The organism is Pseudomonas sp. TE4620 (assembly GCF_056279045.1).
The window spans coordinates 1,589,519-1,605,640 of the sequence record NZ_JBWBQO010000001.1 but is presented as its reverse complement, the minus strand read 5'-3'; the positions used below and the strand labels follow the sequence as shown (position 1 = coordinate 1,605,640).

General features: G+C 65.6%; 19 protein-coding genes. 8 read left to right on the top strand and 11 right to left on the bottom strand.

From position 1 onward, the window contains the following. Window positions 1-15: 15 nt before the first annotated feature. The 5 genes from kce to ACZ9A3_RS07635 form a co-directional block, all read right to left on the bottom strand. Window positions 16-948, bottom strand: coding sequence for a 3,5-dioxohexanoate:acetyl-CoA acetone transferase (kce, locus tag ACZ9A3_RS07655; protein ID WP_476252328.1), 933 nt, complete (start codon window positions 946-948; stop codon window positions 16-18). Between the two features lie 59 nt (window positions 949-1,007). Then, on the bottom strand, window positions 1,008-1,796 hold the full coding sequence (locus ACZ9A3_RS07650; RefSeq protein ID WP_093384317.1) for an SDR family oxidoreductase: 789 nt from the start codon (window positions 1,794-1,796) through the stop codon (window positions 1,008-1,010). After that, window positions 1,793-2,512, bottom strand: coding sequence for a GntR family transcriptional regulator (locus ACZ9A3_RS07645; RefSeq protein WP_045201285.1), 720 nt, complete (start codon window positions 2,510-2,512; stop codon window positions 1,793-1,795). The genes ACZ9A3_RS07650 and ACZ9A3_RS07645 overlap by 4 nt, the downstream gene beginning before the upstream one ends. An 87-nt stretch (window positions 2,513-2,599) precedes the next feature. Further along, window positions 2,600-3,055: an N-acetyltransferase family protein gene (locus ACZ9A3_RS07640; protein WP_476252327.1), complete on the bottom strand. Its 456-nt coding sequence runs from the start codon at window positions 3,053-3,055 to the stop codon at window positions 2,600-2,602. 55 nt (window positions 3,056-3,110) lie between these two features. Continuing rightward, entirely contained in the window at window positions 3,111-4,499 is a 1,389-nt protein-coding gene (locus tag ACZ9A3_RS07635; RefSeq protein WP_093387591.1) for an MFS transporter, read from the bottom strand. A 123-nt stretch (window positions 4,500-4,622) separates the two neighbouring features. Between ACZ9A3_RS07635 and ACZ9A3_RS07630 the strand changes: the two genes are divergently transcribed. Both ACZ9A3_RS07630 and ACZ9A3_RS07625 read left to right on the top strand, forming a co-directional pair. Beyond that, window positions 4,623-5,519, top strand: a complete 897-nt coding sequence (locus tag ACZ9A3_RS07630) for a LysR family transcriptional regulator (protein ID WP_213601689.1) — start codon at window positions 4,623-4,625, stop codon at window positions 5,517-5,519. Window positions 5,520-5,672: 153 nt separating this feature from the next. Beyond that, on the top strand, window positions 5,673-6,908 hold the full coding sequence (locus ACZ9A3_RS07625) for a DUF1835 domain-containing protein (protein ID WP_093384324.1): 1,236 nt from the start codon (window positions 5,673-5,675) through the stop codon (window positions 6,906-6,908). A 25-nt stretch (window positions 6,909-6,933) separates the two neighbouring features. Here the strand turns inward: ACZ9A3_RS07625 and ACZ9A3_RS07620 are convergent, their stop codons facing one another. Further along, on the bottom strand, window positions 6,934-7,689 hold the full coding sequence (locus ACZ9A3_RS07620) for an SDR family oxidoreductase (protein WP_045201279.1): 756 nt from the start codon (window positions 7,687-7,689) through the stop codon (window positions 6,934-6,936). Between the two features lie 151 nt (window positions 7,690-7,840). Here ACZ9A3_RS07620 and ACZ9A3_RS07615 point away from each other — a divergent pair, with 151 nt between their 5' ends. The 3 genes from ACZ9A3_RS07615 to ACZ9A3_RS07605 all read left to right on the top strand — a co-directional run bounded on the left by ACZ9A3_RS07615 (window position 7,841) and on the right by ACZ9A3_RS07605 (window position 8,849). Then, complete coding sequence (locus ACZ9A3_RS07615; RefSeq protein WP_038994655.1) at window positions 7,841-8,176, top strand: hypothetical protein; 336 nt, start codon at window positions 7,841-7,843, stop codon at window positions 8,174-8,176. Between the two features lie 175 nt (window positions 8,177-8,351). Beyond that, window positions 8,352-8,663, top strand: coding sequence for a hypothetical protein (locus ACZ9A3_RS07610; RefSeq protein WP_093384338.1), 312 nt, complete (start codon window positions 8,352-8,354; stop codon window positions 8,661-8,663). 3 nt (window positions 8,664-8,666) lie between these two features. Next, on the top strand, window positions 8,667-8,849 hold the full coding sequence (locus tag ACZ9A3_RS07605; RefSeq protein ID WP_045201277.1) for a DUF1289 domain-containing protein: 183 nt from the start codon (window positions 8,667-8,669) through the stop codon (window positions 8,847-8,849). A gap of 4 nt (window positions 8,850-8,853) precedes the next feature. Here ACZ9A3_RS07605 and ACZ9A3_RS07600 read toward each other — a convergent pair whose 3' ends face one another. Then, on the bottom strand, window positions 8,854-9,765 hold the full coding sequence (locus ACZ9A3_RS07600; RefSeq protein WP_213601693.1) for a LysR family transcriptional regulator: 912 nt from the start codon (window positions 9,763-9,765) through the stop codon (window positions 8,854-8,856). A 126-nt stretch (window positions 9,766-9,891) separates the two neighbouring features. On the opposite strand from ACZ9A3_RS07600, the gene ACZ9A3_RS07595 reads away from it, so the two are divergent. Then, on the top strand, window positions 9,892-10,632 hold the full coding sequence (locus tag ACZ9A3_RS07595) for an SDR family NAD(P)-dependent oxidoreductase (protein ID WP_476252326.1): 741 nt from the start codon (window positions 9,892-9,894) through the stop codon (window positions 10,630-10,632). A gap of 19 nt (window positions 10,633-10,651) precedes the next feature. After that, window positions 10,652-10,861, top strand: coding sequence for a tautomerase family protein (locus ACZ9A3_RS07590; RefSeq protein ID WP_213601697.1), 210 nt, complete (start codon window positions 10,652-10,654; stop codon window positions 10,859-10,861). Window positions 10,862-10,899: 38 nt separating this feature from the next. Here the strand turns inward: ACZ9A3_RS07590 and ACZ9A3_RS07585 are convergent, their stop codons facing one another. From ACZ9A3_RS07585 to ACZ9A3_RS07575, 3 genes are read right to left on the bottom strand one after another with little or no spacing between them, the layout of a single operon-like run. Next, complete coding sequence (locus ACZ9A3_RS07585) at window positions 10,900-11,994, bottom strand: carboxylate-amine ligase (protein WP_213601699.1); 1,095 nt, start codon at window positions 11,992-11,994, stop codon at window positions 10,900-10,902. Then, window positions 11,991-12,941 (bottom strand): methyltransferase, encoded by a 951-nt coding sequence (locus tag ACZ9A3_RS07580; RefSeq protein ID WP_476252325.1) that lies wholly within the window; start codon window positions 12,939-12,941, stop codon window positions 11,991-11,993. The genes ACZ9A3_RS07585 and ACZ9A3_RS07580 overlap by 4 nt, the downstream gene beginning before the upstream one ends. A gap of 12 nt (window positions 12,942-12,953) precedes the next feature. Further along, complete coding sequence (locus tag ACZ9A3_RS07575; RefSeq protein ID WP_476252324.1) at window positions 12,954-14,297, bottom strand: iron-containing redox enzyme family protein; 1,344 nt, start codon at window positions 14,295-14,297, stop codon at window positions 12,954-12,956. 158 nt (window positions 14,298-14,455) lie between these two features. Here ACZ9A3_RS07575 and ACZ9A3_RS07570 point away from each other — a divergent pair, with 158 nt between their 5' ends. Beyond that, a complete protein-coding gene (locus tag ACZ9A3_RS07570; protein ID WP_476252323.1) occupies window positions 14,456-15,178 on the top strand; it encodes a GNAT family N-acetyltransferase in 723 nt (240 codons plus the stop codon). Here the strand turns inward: ACZ9A3_RS07570 and ACZ9A3_RS07565 are convergent. Further along, window positions 15,175-16,062: a LysR family transcriptional regulator gene (locus ACZ9A3_RS07565; protein ID WP_093384371.1), complete on the bottom strand. Its 888-nt coding sequence runs from the start codon at window positions 16,060-16,062 to the stop codon at window positions 15,175-15,177. The genes ACZ9A3_RS07570 and ACZ9A3_RS07565 overlap by 4 nt on opposite strands. Window positions 16,063-16,122 lie beyond the last annotated feature (60 nt).

Below are 16,122 nucleotides of genomic sequence, written 5' to 3'. Positions count from 1 at the left end.
GGGCATGCAGGCAAGCTAGAAATCGACTGCGTAGCGGCCTTTGAGGCTGAGCATTTCCCGCGCCTCGTCGGGGCTGGCGACACGCCCGCCGAGGGCTTCGATCACCGTGCGGATGCGCTTGACCTGCTCGGCATTGGACGCCGCCAGTTTGCCCGGGCCGTCCCACAGCGAGTCCTCAAGGCCCACGCGCACGTTGCTGCCCATGGCCAGGCCCATGGTGCCCAGGGGGATCTGGTTGCGCCCGGCGCCGAGGATCGACCACTCATAGTTGTCGCCAAACAGGCGGTCGGCGGTGCGGCGCATGTGCGCCAGGTCTTCGGGGTGGCCACCGATGCCGCCGCGCAGGCCGAACACCGACTGGATGAACAACGGCGCCTTGAGCAGCCCGCGCTGGAGGAAATGCGCGGCGGTGTACAGGTGACCGATGTCGTAGCACTCGATTTCGAAGCGCGTGCGGTTCTCGGCGCAAGCGTTGAGGATGTAGGTGATGTCGCGGAAGGTGTTGCGAAAGATGCGGTCGTCGCTCTCTTCCAGGTACGGCCGCTCCCAGTCGTGCTTGAACTCGGTGAAGCGCTCGAGCATTTCGTACAGGCCGAAATTCATCGAGCCCATGTTCAGCGAGGCCAGCTCCGGCTTGAGCTGGGCCACCGGCTGCAGGCGCTCTTCAACGCCCATGGTCGGCGCGCCGCCGGTGGTGATGTTGATCACCACATCGCTCTGCGCCTTGATCTGCGGCAGGAACTGGCGAAACAGTTCGACGTCCTGGCTGGGCTTGCCGTCGAACGGATCACGGGCGTGCAGGTGAATGATTGAAGCACCCGCCTCGGCGGCACCGATGGCGGCGTCGGCGATTTGTTGCGGGGTGATCGGCAGGTGCGGCGACATCGACGGCGTATGGATGGCACCGGTGACGGCGCAGGTGATGATGACCGGGCGTTTCTTGGACATGCGTGTTCTCCGTTTTTATTCTTGGCGAGAAAGCAGTGCGGTAAAAGCGCAGGTACAGCTCAGAGGTATTCGACGTTGCCATCGACGCTGATGGCTTGCCCGGTGATGTTGCGGGCAGCTGGCGAGCAGAGGAACAAGGCGGTGGCGGCGACGTCTTCGGCAGTGACCATGCGCTTGAGGGAAATCTTCTTCAGGTACTCCTCGCGCATCAGCGCCTCGGATACCCCCACTTGCGCGGCACGGGCGCGAATCACCCCGTCCATGCGCGGCCCTTCGACGATGCCGGGCAGCAAGGCATTGACGCGGATATCGCTGTCGCCAAGCTCCGAAGCCAGGGATTTCATCAGGCCGACGATGGCCCATTTGGTCGCCGCGTACGGCGTGCGCCAGGCGTAACCGAGGCGCCCGGCCACCGAGGCGATGTGCAGCAGGTGGGCGTTGGGCGAGTCCTTGAGCAGCGGCACCGCGTGGTGGGCGAAGCGGTATTGCGCGGTCAGGTTGATGTCGATGGTGCGCTGCCAGTCGTCGTCGCTGATGGCGTCGATACCGGCGGTAGGCCCGGCGATGCCGGCGTTGTTGACCAGCACATCGAGGCCGCCGAACTGCTCGCGCTGAACCTTGAACAGCGCCTCTATCTGCGCCGCATCGCCGACGTCGGCGCGGGTGGCGACGCTGCCTGGGTAGCGGTCGCGAAACGCCGCCAGGGCTGACTCGCTGACATCACAGACATGCACCCGGGCCCCGGCTTCGATATAGGCCGCCGCCAGCACTTCACCGATACCGGCGGCGCCGCCGGAAATCAACACCCGCAGGCCCGGATACGGCGTCAGACGCTTGAGAACGCTCATGCTTTTTTCACTCCAGAAACAGACCGCGCGCGGTCGTTGTTGACCAGCAGGCGCGCCAGGGAGTCGGCGGCCTGCATGATGTCGTCGGTCACCGCCGCCCGCGCCGCCGCCGCATCGCGGTCGGCCAGGGCGGCGACGATGCGGTCGTGGGCTTGCATCGAGCGCTGCAGGTGGGCTTTGTCCGGGGCGACCAGGGCAAAGCACGGGCCCATGTGCAGCCAGAAGTTCTCCACCGCAGCGACGGTCAGTTCAGCCTGGGCCACGGCATAAATGCGCCGGTGAAAGGCAAAGTTGCCCCACAGGTAAGCCGGCACGTCGACCTTGTCGGCGGCGGCCTGCATCTGCACGCAGAGCTCGGTGATTTCAGCCAGGTCGGCATCGCCCAGATGGGCCACGGCCTTCTCGGCCAGCAAGCCTTCGAGGGCCACCCGCGCATCGCGGATTTCGCGCAGGCGTTCAGTGGTCATCACCCGTACCCGCAGGCGCGAGGTTTCAGTGACTTCAAAGGCATTTTCGGCGCTCAGGCGCTGCAGTGCTTCACGCACCGGCATGGGGCTGGAACCCAGCGCTTCGGCCAGGCCACGGATGGTCAGCTTCTGCCCGGGCTGAAAACGCCCGCTCATCAGCGCTTCGCGGATCTGCCGGTAGACCTGGTCTTGCAGGGTATCGCGGGACACCTGGCGCAGGGCCGGCAACAGGACGGGACGGTCGGTCATGGAAAAAGCCTGTGTTGTCGTTCTTGTGATACGAATATGTGATCACAAATCAAATATGTCAAATTATATTCGACGACAACCCCGTGCTCAACGCGGCACAGCGCGCTCCATGACGATGATCCGCTCCTCCCCCTCCATCACCTCGCGGACCTTGGCGTAGCCGAGCCGGGCATAAAACCCCTCTGCAGTGATTGATGACGGCACCCGCAGCACCATCTGCCCCGCTTGCCGGGCCAGGTTTTCAAGCGCCTGCATCAGCACGCGACCCACGCCGGTGCCCTGCACCCCTGGCGCCACAAACACGCTGCGCAGCACATTGCCTTGCAAGCTGGCAGTGGCAACCAACTGCTGGTCGAGCAGCGCCACCAGCACCTGGCGCTGCTCAAGCAAGGCCAGTATTCGCTCTGCAGTAAAGCTCTGCTCGACCTGGGCGATCAGCGCCGCCGAATAATCGGCGGCGTTGGTCTGCTGCAAGGACTGGATGATCACTGCGCTGATGGCGCTGGCGTCGGCGGGCGTGGCGGGGCGAATGTGCAGGGGCATCGGCTCGTTCCGTGAGTCAGGGTCGGGACGCCAGTGTGCCGTGTGTCAAAGCCGGCTAACAGCCTTGAGCCTCTGTTGAAGTGCTGCGAACCTTGCCAGGCAACGCCAGGGCGATCAGCACACCCAATAGCGCGATCCCGCCGCTGACCAGTACTGCACGCTGCAAGCCCAGCGCGTAACCTTGCTGCCAGGCTGCGCCGCTCAAGCCGTCGAGCCCCTGGTTGGCCAACCCCACCAGCAGCGCCAGGCCCAACGCCCCGCCAATCTGCTGGACGGTAGACGCCATCCCTGACGCCACGCCCTGCTCGGCCGCCGCAACCCCCTGCCCGGCGCACACCCACATGGCCGTCCAGGTCATGCCCTGGCCGATGCTGAGCAAGGCAATCGGCGCCAGCAGGCGGGCAAAAGCGCCATCCCCGGGCAACATCCAGCCGAGCCAGAGGATACCCAGGCCGCCGGCCAGCAAGCCGATAATCAAGGTGCTGCGCAAACCCAGGCGGGCCAGCGCCCGTTCGGCAATGCCGATGCCCAGGGTGCACACCAGGGTCGCCGGCAAAAACGCCAGGCCGCTGGCAAGCACGCTGTAGCCGTAGACCTGCTGGAAGTACAAGGCCAGGAAGTAGTACTGCACGCTGAAGCTGGCCATGAACACTGCGGTCAGGCCCATGGCCGCGCGAAGGCCCGGGGTGCGCAGCAGGCGCAGCGGCATCAACGGGTCGCGGCTGCGGGTTTCGATCACCACAAACACCGCCAGGCAGATGAGTGCGGCCGCCAGCACGGTCCAGAACAGCGGCCGTTGCCAGCCCCAGCTCGGCCCTTCGATCAGCGCCAGCACCAGCAGGCTGCCGCCGAGGGTGATGGTCAGGGCACCGGCCAGATCAAACGAGCGCCCCTGGGCCCGTGGCGGGTCGATCGGAATCCAGTAGCCGGCGGCCCAGGCGCAAGCCCCCGCCAGCGGCACATTGACCAGAAATACCGCCTGCCAGCCCAACCACTGGGTGAGGATGCCGCCGAGCAAGGCGCCGAGGGCCAGGCCCGCGGCCGAAGCGGCGCTCCAGATCGCCAGGGCGCGAGTGCGCGGCGCACCTTCGGCGTACTGGCTGTTGATCAGCGCCAGGGTCGCGGGGAACAGCAAGGCACCCGCCAACCCCTGCAGCGCCCGCGCCAGCACCAGGATCTCGGCCTGATGGGTCAGACCGCCGGCCAGCGAGGCGATGGCGAACAAGCCCTGGCCAAGCCGATACAGGCGCCTGCGGCCGAGCAGGTCGGCGGCGCGTCCGCCAAGCAGCAGGCAGCCGCCAAAGGCCACGCCGAAGGCGCTGATGATCCATTGCAACTGGCGCGGGCCGATGGCCAGGTGCTCGCCAATGGTCGGCAAGGCGACGAAAACAATGGTGTAGTCCAGGGCAATGATCAGTTGGGCGCACGCCAGCAACAGCAGCATCAATGCAGGGTGGCGCGGGGTGGGAGTCGACATGCGGGGCATCCTTGGCAAGAAGGCGCCAGTGTCTTTCATGCGCCAGGCATGATAAATACGCTGCCAGTTCTTTCAGTAATGACTTTAATCATGGATCTGAACACCGTTGCCCTGCTGCTCAAGGTCGCCGAGCTGCGCAGTTTTACCGCCGCAGCCGCCAGCACCGGCTTGACCCAGTCAGGCTTGTCGCGGGCAATCCGCCGTCTGGAAGAGCAACTGGGGGTCAAGCTGCTGCACCGCAACACCCGCAGCGTCAGCCTGAGCGCCGACGGCCTGCTACTGCGCGAGCGTTGCGCCCCCTTGCTGGCCGGCTTCGAGGAAGCCGAGCAACTGCTGCTCGACCGCCGCTGCGAACCCAGCGGCACCCTGCGCCTGAGCCTGCCCTCGGCCTTTGGCCGGATCGTCATCCTGCCGCTGCTGGGCGAACTGACCCAACGCCATCCCCAGCTGGTGGTGGATGCGACCATGACCGATCGCCTGGTCGACCTCGCCGAAGAAGGCTTCGACGCCGCGGTGCGCATCGGCCCGCTCAGCGATGTGCGCCTGGTGGCCCGGCCGCTGGCGCCGATGCACTGGGTGACCGTCGCCTCCCCCGCCTACCTGGCCCGCCACGGCATGCCGCAGACCCTCGAAGACCTGGCCCGGCACAACTGCCTGGTGGTGCATAACCCCTACCTCGGGCGCCGCGTCGACTGGCAGTTCGTCCGGGACGGCAAGCGGGTCGACGTGCAGGTCAGCGGGCAGCTGCTGTTCGATGTCGGCGACCCGCTGATCGATGCCGCGCTGCAGGGTTTCGGCATTGTCCAGGTGATGGATTTCGTCGCCCGCCAGGCCCTGGCCGACGGGCGTCTGGTACCGGTGCTGGAGCCGTTTTCCGGGCGCTGGCGTGAACTGGCATTGGTCTACCCGCCGTCGCGCCAGCACTCGCCGCGCCTGAAGGTGTTCAGCGACCTGCTGCAGGAGTGCTGGCCGCGCGCCTGGAGCTGACGATTGCCTTTTGCCGGGCGCCGGGCCTATAGTCGCAGCCGGCGTCAACCACGCCACCCGTCCGCGGAAAGGGCTGCGCCCAGGCTGTACACCCCACATTTTTGTCTACGACTCCCGGCCTGACAGCGGACAAGGCTCGCACAAGGAGTTCGTATGCCTGCTCGACTGTCGTCGCCGTCCCATGACGGGCGCATCAATCTTGAACAACAACGCAAGCGCGCCAAGGAGCTGCTGCAGCGCCTGCGCAGCGGTACCGCGCCCGAGCAACTGGCGCTACTCGGCCCTGCCTCACCGCGCCTGGCCGATGCCCAGTGGCTGATTGCCCGCGATCTGGGCTTTGCCAGCTGGCCCAAGCTCAAGGCGCATATCGACGCTATCGACTTTGCCGCCCGCCACCCGCAATTTATTGCCGATGACGAAGCCGCCACCCAGCATTGGCGCTGCGGCAACGACATCAGCCACAGCCTGCGCCTGGCCGGCTTTACCGGCGCCTTTCAGATGCTCAGCGACCCGCTGGTGATGGGCCCGGTGCGTGACGTGCCGACAGCGCCTTACCGCGCCCTGCGCAGCGACTACATCAGCCAGGCCTATGGCCTGGAGCTCGCCGAAGTACAGCGCAAGATGGACACCGAATACGCCGACCTGGCCCGCCTCGACGGCTGCCCCAGCGCGGTGCTCTGGTGCGAGGCGGATGCCTATGACCAGCTGTTTTTGATCCGCGTGCTGGCCGGCTTGGCCAAGCCGCCGCAGCGCCTGAAGCTGATCGAGATTGACAGAATGCCCGGGGTCGAGCGCTTTATCGGCATCGGCCAGTTGGCCCCGGACGTATTGGCCTGGTTGTGGCCGCAGCGCCGGGCAGTGGATGGGCCCATGCTGCAACTGGCGCGCGAGGCCTGGGCGGCGTATTGCGCCCCCTCGCCACTGGCCTGGGCGCAGTTGGCCCATCGCCAGGACCTGGCCCTGCCCTTGCTCGCCCCAGCGCTGCTACGCCAGTTGCAGGAGCTGCCGGGCGTGGACGACGGCCTGTCGCTGAGCGAACGCCTGGCGCTGCAGATCATCAACGAGTTCGGCGAGGTGCCGTTCGGCCGGGTGTTTGCCGAACTGATGGGCAAGCGCGAGCCACTGCCTTACCTGGGCGACATGATGTTCCATGCCCTGCTGCGCCCGCTGATCGATTCGCCGACGCCGCTGCTCATCGAAGCGCAGGCCGAGCTGGACTGGCCGCGCCGGCCCCTGAGCCTCACCCCGCTGGGCGAGCAGGTGCTGGCGGGCCAGGCCAACTGGCTTGAGCAGCAGGCCCCCGAGCGCTGGGTCGGTGGTGTGCCCCTGCTGCCCGGGCAAGGGCATTGGGCGCTGGGCAGCGACCTGTGGCCGGTGTGGCGCAGGTAAAGAAGTCAGGTCCCTGTGCAACGGCTCAGCGTTGCACGGCGGTGGTTTTCAACCAGGTCTGAAAGTGCAGCAAGCCAAGGATCGCACCTTCATCCGGGGTCAGTGAGCGGTCGTCGATCGGCGCCCCGAAATAGGTGGCCTCGGGGTCGGCTATCACCTCGCGGGCATCTTGATTGTGCTGCAGGTAGCTGCGCACGAAATCAGCCAGCGGCAGGCGATCAGGGCCGGCGATTTCGAGAGTGCGGTTGGCCGGCGCCTGCTCGGCAAGGTTGGCCAGGGCCAGGGCCACGTCGGATGAGGCCACCGGCTGCAACGCGGCGTTGGTCAGGCGCACGCGGTTGCCGTCGGCACCGGAATAAGCGATGGCGCCCATGAACTCGAAAAATTGCGTAGCGCGCAGGATGGTATAGGGCCTGCCTGAGGCCTTGATCAGCTCTTCCTGGGCCAGCTTGGCGCGAAAGTAGCCACTGTCCTGCATGCGCTCGGTGCCCACCACCGAGAGGGCGATGTGGTGCCGGACCTCGGCCTTTTGCTCGGCGGCCAGCAGGTTGCGCCCGGAGCTCTGGAAAAACGCCAGCACGGCAGCGTCGTCAAAGGACGGCGAGTTGGCCACATCGACCACTACATCGGTGCCCTGCAGCGCTTGCTCCAGGCCTTCGCCGGTGAGGGTATCGACGCCAGTCTTGGGCGAGGCGGCGAGCACCTTGTGGCCGTTGGCGCGCAGGTTGTTGCACAACTGGGTGCCGATCAGGCCGGTACCACCGATCACGACGATTTTCATGGCTGCTGCTCCGCGGGAGGGTCGCAACCCAGTATTTTACGCCGGGTAGCGGTAGGCCGTGCGCCAGCAGACGAGCGTGATCCTGGCTGATCCGGTAAAGTATGCGCCGCTCGAGAGATGGATCCCGGGCCAATTGTCATGGAGTTATGCAGTGAAAAACCTGAGCAAAGTTGTCGCCTGCGGCCTGTTCGTCCTGGCCCTGGCAGGTTGCACCGGCACCCCGATGAAAACCCAGCACTACAACGCCGACCAGTACACCGTGATCGGCCACAGCGAAGCCAGCGCCACCGGTCTGCTGGTACTGGGCGTCATTCCAGTGCGTCAGAACAGCCGCTTCGTGCGCGCCCAGAATGCCGCGATCAAGGCCAAGGGCGGCGACGCGATGATCAACACCCAGGTCCAGGAAAACTGGTTCTGGGCCTGGGTACTGACCGGCTACACCACCCGTGTCTCGGGTGATGTGGTCAAGCTGCACAACGTTCAGTAAGCCCCGCAGCCACCGGTGTAGGAGCGTGCCTGAACCACGTCCGCTTCGCGCTCGATCGCGGGGCAAGCCCGCTCCCACAGGATTGGCGCAAGACCCGGCACCGCTGCGCCCAGTTCCGGGTGGCGCGCTCAGATAGCGTATGATCGCCTCTCCTCCCGCAAAGACCCTTACCGCCATGCCACTGAGCAAACGCGAACAGGCGCAGCTTGACCGCCGTCTGGTCGCCACCCTGACCGAAGCCTGCGAGACCGCCAAGGCCGAAATCGTCGGTTTTGCCTGGCTCACCCACCTGGTCGATTACACACGCTTCCCTTCCAGTTTGCAGGTGATCTGGGTTTTCGAAACCCGGGCTGCCAAGGAACACGCCCTGGCCAGCGGACAAGGTGAGCGGATGATCGAGCTGACGGCCTTGGCTTTGCAAGAAGCCGACGTCGAATTGCATCCGCTCGCACCTCACGTGCAGTTCGACATCGAACAGCGCGGCTGACACATGGCCAAGGACATCGAAAACCCCTGCATCGCCGTGTGCCAGTTGAGCGGCGACCTGTGCCTGAGCTGCGGCCGCAGCAAGGACGACATCCGCAAATGGAAGCGCATGAAACGCCCGGAAAAAATGGCTGCCGTGCAGCGCGCCAAGCAGCGGATGAAAAGCCTGAAAAAAGCCAAGGGCTAGCGTTTCAGCCAGCTGCATCCTGAATCAGGAAATCAATAAAGGCCCGCACCCGCAGCGGCACATGCCGGGCGTGGGGGTAGAGCAAAATGAACGGCCGTGAGGTGCCGCCATAGGGCGCCAGCACTTCTTGCAACTGGCCTCTGTCGAGTTCCTGCTGCACGGTAAAGCGATACGCCTGCATCAGCCCCGCACCGCTTTTGACCAGTGTGGCGGTGGCCAGGAAGTCTTCCAGGCAGGTGATGCTGCCAGTCACCTCCAGCTCCACGCGCTTGCCCTCAAGCATGAACGACCAGGGCACCTTGCGCCCGCTGCTGGGCAGTTCGAACTGAATGCACTCGTGAGTGGCCAGCTCGTGCGGCGTCTGCGGTGTGCCCGCTGCACGCAGATACTCAGGCGTTGCCACGACCACCAGCTCGGCGTCTTCCAGACGCCGGGCGATCAGCCGCGAATCGGCAGGCTCGCGGCCACGAATGGCCAGGTCGTAGCCTTCGTCGGCAAAGTCGATGTTGCGATTGCTGACGTGAAGGTCGATCTGCACCTGCGGATACAGCTGGCGAAACCTGGCCAGTCTTGGTAGCAAACGATAGTGCGCATAGGGTGTCGGTACGCTGATGCGCAGCAGCCCCGACGGCACGGCCTGGCCGCCGCTAAGCGCACGTTCGGCATCCATCAGCTGGCTCAGGGCCTGACGGCATTGCTCATGGTAATTGCGCCCGCCTTCAGTCAGGCGCATCTGCCGGGTGGTGCGCACGAACAGGCGCACCCCCAGGCGCTCTTCCAGGCGCGCCACCGAACGGCTGACCGCTGCCGGCGTGACCCCGGCCAGGGTCGCCGCGCCGGTGAAACTGCTGGTTTCGGCAGCCAGGCAAAATAGCTCGATACTGCCCAGTTGAAGGTCATCGAAATGGCGGGTCATGGCGGCTCAATTGATTACACAAAGTATCAATTCAAATTCCATGCGCAGCATTTTTCAATAGTCGCTTGCAAATTAAAGTCTGCCTCACCTACCCGGCGACCCCGCCGGGCCCACTGGAGACCGACCATGCACACCGCCAAGACTGTCATCGTAACCGGCGCCTCGAGCGGCCTGGGTTTTGCCATCGCCAAGGCTTACCTTGAGCGCGGCGACAATGTCGTCGCCAATGCCCGCACCCTCGCCCGCCTGCAGGAGGCCGCCACCAAGCTCGGCAACCCGGCCAGGCTGCTGCTGGTCGAGGGCGATATCGCCCTGCCGCACACGGCGCGCACACTGTTCGAGCAGGCCATCGACGCGTTCGGCAAGGTCGATATTCTGGTCAACAACGCCGGGATCTTCATCGCCAAGCCGGTCAGCGACTACACCCAGGCCGAGGTCGAAGCCATCGTCGACACCAACCTCAAGGGCTTCTTTTACCCGGCCCAGGCAGCGGCCCGGCACATGGCCGGCAACGGCGCCGGGCATATCATCAACATCAGCGCCTCGATTGCCCTGCAACCGAACATCAAGGTGCCGGCGCTGCTGCCGGTGCTGATCAAGGGCGGCATCAACCAGGCAGTCCGCGCCCTGGCCCTGGAGCTGGCGCCGTCACAGGTGCAGGTCAACGCCGTGGCCCCGGGGATCATCGATACCCCGCTGCATGGCGATGACCCGCAGACCCGCGAAGCCCTCAAGGCCCTCGCCCCCACCGGGCAGGTCGGTTCGCCCAAGGATGTGGTCGATGCGGTGCTATACCTGACGGACTCGACATTTGTCACCGGTACGGTGATGGCCGTCGACGGTGGTTCGGCGACGGGAACCTGGTAAACACACAGAGGGAAAGAACATGCCGTATGTCCATATTCGCGTGACCGACGAAAGCGTCACCCGCGAACAGAAGCAGCAGTTGATCGAACAGACCACCGCGATGCTCGAGCGGGTGCTGAACAAGCCACCGTCGTCGACCTTCGTCGTGATCGAAGAAGTGAACACCGACAACTGGGGTGTGGGTGGCGAGACGGTGACGACGCTGCGCCAGCGAGAGAAAACAAAGTAGGCATCTGTCGCGACGCCTCGACTTGACCCGCGATGGCGTCAACACGATTTGACCTCTTGCAACAACCCCTGCACCACCGCCAACATCCCCTGCTGCGCCATCGCCAATTGCCGGTCGGCACTGCTCCCCTGAGCAACAATCACCTGCGCCCGGGCAAAGCTGCGATCACCGTCAACCCCCTGCAGCGCATCGGCAAACACCGCTTGCGCCCGCGCCAGCCACTGCCCGGCGCTACCCTGCCCTTCATCCTCCAGGCAAATGAACTGCCCATGGCGGCCATGGCGCATGGCCCGCCAGTAGTTCTCCCGGGCAAGCCAGTGGGCCTCGCGGCTCAGGTGCACGGTGGTACGTGGTTGCGCCAGATAATGCTCGACCATGCAGCGAAACAACCCGGCTATGCACAGCGCATCTTCAAGGTTCGGGCACGCATCAGCGATGCGCAGCTCCACCGTCGGAAAGCGCCGCGACGGGCGGATCGCCCACCAGCCGTCATCACCCTCGCGCAACGAACCGGTGCGTCGCAACAAGGCCAGGTAGCGCTGGTATCCCTGCCAGTCGCTCAAGCGTTCCGGCAGGCCCATGTGCGGCCATTCCCCGCAGGCTACCTGGCGATAGCTCATGTAGCCGGTCACCTGGCCTTCCCAGAACGGCGATGAAGTACTGAGCAGCAACAGCAGCGGCAACCAGGGTAGCAACTGGTTGATCAGCTGGATGCGGTCGTGCCCGGGCGGCACCCCGACGTGCACATGCAGGCCGCACAACAGGCTGCGCCGGGCCACCTGCTGGTAGTCGGCGAACAACTGGCGAAAGTGTTCGTCGTCAGCAGGCTGCTGCTTGCGCCAGCCGCCCAGGGGATGACTGCCGGCGCTCAACAGGCCGATGCCTTCCTCGGCCAGTACCTGTGCCAGTTGCATGCGACTGCCGGCGAGAAACTCCCGGGCCTGGGCCAGGCTGCTGAACACTGGCGATGCCACCTCGATCTGGCCCTTGAACATCTCCTGGGCAAAGTGTGCGCCAAGCACCTGGCGGCACAGGTCGATCTGCGCCGCCGACGGCGCGGCGAGCATGCGCCCGCTGGCCAGCTCGACCAGCAGGTATTCTTCCTCGATGCCAAAGCCGCAGGGGCTGTTCATCGGCGGGTGACGCTCAAGGCCACAGCGCCGATGCGTTCGACCTGCTGGTAACCGGGCTCGAGCAGTTGTTCGCCGAACACGTCGGGGTCCAGTTCATGGTAGTGCCAGGCCCAGTCGGCGGACGCCAAAGGCGCTTGCAAGGCTGTCAGGAACGGGTCGCGACCATCAACCATGGCCACCCCGGTGTACAGCAGCAAGGTGCCGCCCGGCGCCAGGCGTGGCAGGGCTTGTTCAACGATCCGCAGCGACAGCCCGGCGCCCAGGGCGCCGCCACCATGCCGGTAGGCGCGCTCACTGGCGTCGAGCATGTACGGCGGGTTGGCGACAATCAGGTCGAAGCTGCCGCTGATGCCCTGGAGCACATCGCTGTGCTCGACCGAGACGTTGGCCAGCTCCGCCAGGGCGACGTTGATAGCGGTCAGGCGCAGGGCCTGCGGGTTGATGTCCACGGCTCTGACCTGCGCATGCCGGCGGGCACGGGCGATCAGCACCGCGCCGACCCCGGCACCGCAACCGATATCCACGGCGTGGTTGATGCTGGCGAAACTCTGCTGCAGGTGGGCTTCGATCAACTGGGCAAAGCGATAGCTGTCCGGGCCGAAAAACACCGCGTCCGTGCTGTCGGTGGGAAAACCGGAATGAACGAAGAGCAAATCATGCAGGCTCGACCAGCGTACCCGGCTGCGCAGCAGCTGTTCATGCTCGTCGAGGATCTGCGCCCGTTGCAGCTGCGCCAGCTCGTCCGCTGACAGCAGCGCGGGCGCAAAGGGCCGGTTCCAGCCGAAAATATCGCGCAGGGTATGAGACTGTTCTGCACCCTCACGCTGGTTATTGCGCCACTGGGTCAAGGGCGTGACGCTGGTAAAGCGATAGCCATCGGCCAACAGCCGCCGCCCCAGTTGCAGCAAGGCCTGATCGGCCTGGCGTTGCGCCTCGGTCAATTGCATGGTCAGCCTCCGTTACTGATTGAGCCCAGTCATCTGCGCGTATTTGCGCGTCGCCGCCAGGCCCTGGGGCAAGGCGTGACGAGCCCCGGCCATTTCGCTGATCAGGTAGGCGATCCGCGCCTGCGGCGGCAGGTCATGGAGCTCGCGCTCAAGCGCGCTCACCAGCGCCTCGTCGTGCATCGACACCTCGGCCTTGGCCGGCCCGTGACGAGGGCGGCGCGGCTGCCAGCTGAGCGCGATCCAGTCATGCAGCAGCTGCTTTTCATAGGGGCTGAAGACGCCGAACATCGCTGCTGCCGGGCCGTCGATCAGTTGCCAGAAACGGCTGTCGGCCGGGTCCTGGCCGCGTTTGATCCAGCCCTTCTCCTGCAGGGCGGCGAGAAACCCCGCAATGCTGCCGGGCTCGGCCAGCCACTGGTTGACCGTGCGTCCTTCGATACGGCAGTAATCGGAATGCATGTGCTGGCCAAAACTGCGCTTGCGCTCGAAGGCGACCAGCAGCTCGGCTTCGAGGTCAAACTCGGCAATGATCGTCGCTGAGCCCGGGCCCAGGTCGTTGAGCCGATAGCCTCGCGCCACCCGCCGATAGAACTCGCTGGCACCCTGCGCCGGCCACAGTTGCATCAGTGCCTGCACCGCCTTGCAGGCGTGGCCGCTGCTGGCGTTGTCGATGGTCACGTGCAGGCGAAAGTACTGCGGGTCGATGCCCAGTTCGTCCAGCTCGTAAGCGCTGATCAGCAAATGCAGGGGCAGTTGCTCATAGCCCAGGTTGTAGCCGATCACTTCGGGCAGGAACGCCTCGGTGTTGAAGCCCAGCGCCAGTTGCAGCGCACCTTGCAGGTAGCGGTCGTCGCCCAGCGGCAGCTGCTCATGGCAGCCCAGTTCGCTGAGCAGGCGCCGGTAGATCAGCACATGGTTGCAGGCCGGGTCGCCATCACCGAGCTCTTCCAGGTAGATGCGGATCAGCCCGTGGTAGCGCGGGTCGGCCCAGTGCCTGAGCATGCCGAACAGCCAGGCACCATCCACCGCCTTGGTCGGGACGACGTGCTGGAGAAAATACAGCGCATGGGCGCGGTTGCTGAAGTAACGCCGGGCAGCGCCGGCTTTGCGCTCGGCCAGGTACTGGGCGTATTGCCCGGCCACGGCAGCAGCGCGCTCGGCGGTCCATTGGCCGAGTTCGACGGGGTTGGCCGGCAGTTCATCAGGCAAGGCCTCAGCCTGTTGCAATTGCTCGCCGAGCCAGGCGGCGCTGTCGCTCAGCTCGCCCTGCAACAGAGCGTGATAACGCGCTGCATGGCCTGCTCGGCTATCGATGACATGCGGGTCAAGCACGGGTGCGGCGGTCATCACGGTCATGGCGGCAGCCTTCGGCAGTCGGGCGAGAAGTGCCCTCTATGCAAGGGAGCGGTGCGCCGCAACTGAAGTTCAGATCATCTGCGCGGCAAAGGGACGGATGGCAGGCCGGCGCGGTAGAATCGCGCCATTGCCGTTTTTGCCTGGAGTCACCCCTGCCGATGCCCGCCCTCCACCACTTCGTCGCGCCGCCCGCCGAGCCGATCAAAAGCCAGATCCTGCAGATGGTGGTCGACTACCTGACCGACATCAGCAGCGTCGCCCTGGCGCCGAGCAACCCGCTGTACAGCCTGTACCAGTACGGCATCGGCTTCGAAGTGCACCTGTACCTGCAGGCAATGGACGGCTCGCGCGGCATCCCGGTCGAACTGATCGTGGCCCTGGACCTCGACGACCCGGAGCAGATGGTGGGCTTTTTGCTGTACCTGCCGCTCAAGGATGACCCGCAGGCCTGTTCTGTGGCCTACCTGGCCGTACACGCCAGCCACCGCCGCCAGGGGATTGCCCGGGCCATGCTGGCACAGATGACCGCGCGCTACCCGCAGGCCGAGCTCGGCTGCGTCGCCAGCAAGGTGCCGGTGTTCGAGGCCCTGGGCTTTCAGGTCACCGGCGCGCGCGGCCCACAGGTGTTGATGAACACCCACACCGAGCCCAGCGCCGGCATGGCGGCGGTGCTCGACGTAGCACCGATCTACCGCACCCTGGAGGTGCAGCAGATCCACAGCTACCTGCTCAAGCAACACGGCAAGCGGGCGATGGTCGATGCCGAGAAACAGCGCGACCGCCACCTCGACCAGCTCAGCCGCAAAGCCCGGGCCCTGGCCCTCGAGCGCCTGGGTCAAGGGCCGTGGCTGGAGGGCGGGCGCGGGCTGCGGCTGGTCTAGTTTTTCACCGCCTGGCTCATCAGCACCTGCAGCACCAAGGCGGTGCCCTGCTCCACCTCGCCCTGGCGGCAGGCGATGCCCAGGTGCCGCCACAGGCCCGGGCGCAACGGGCGCATGCAGATCCGCGGGTCATGCTCCGGCGCTGCCGATTCATGGGGCAGCAAGGTCGCGCCATAGCCCGCCGCCACCAGGCTTTTTACCGCGTCGTTGTAGTTGAGCTGGATTCGCGCTGGCGGCTGCAGGCCGGCGCTGGCAAACCATTCGCTGGTCACCCGCGACAGCTGGGTGCTGCTGTCGTTGAGAATCAGCGCCCGGCTGGCCAGCCACGCTGGGCTGATCCGCGCCGGCGGTGACCAGCTGGCGGGAATGAACGCCATGATCGGATCGCGCCGCCACGGGCGAATCTGCAGGCCCTTGATCGCTGCTTGCGGCAGCGCCACCAGGCCGATGTCGAGGCTGCCGTCGTGCAGGCGCGCCAGCGACTCGCTGGAGGTCAGCACCTGCACCTGCACATCAATGCCAGGGTGCTGCACGCCGAGGATATCCAGCGCCTGCGGCAGCAAATGGGCGATGGCACCGGTGGAAGCGCCCAGGCGCACCCGCCCGGCCAGGCCCTGGACCTGGCGCTGCACATCATCGAGCGCCTGTTCGGCATCGGCCAGCAGGCGCCGGGCGCGTTCTAGCAGGGTTTCACCGATGGCCGTGGGGCGGATCTGCCCGCGCTTGCGCGACAGCAGCGGCGCACCAATGCGCGCCTCAAGGTCGGCAACGTGCAGGCTGACTGTCGGCGGCGCCAGGTTGAGCGCCCGCGCCGCCAGGGCAAAGGAGCCGAGGTCGGCGATCACCACCAGGGTACGCAGCCGGTCGAGGCTGATCTCGCGCATGGGCTTATCGTTCAGAAAAAATGAAGTTGAGCATCATGATATTCAAATTTTCTTTCGTCC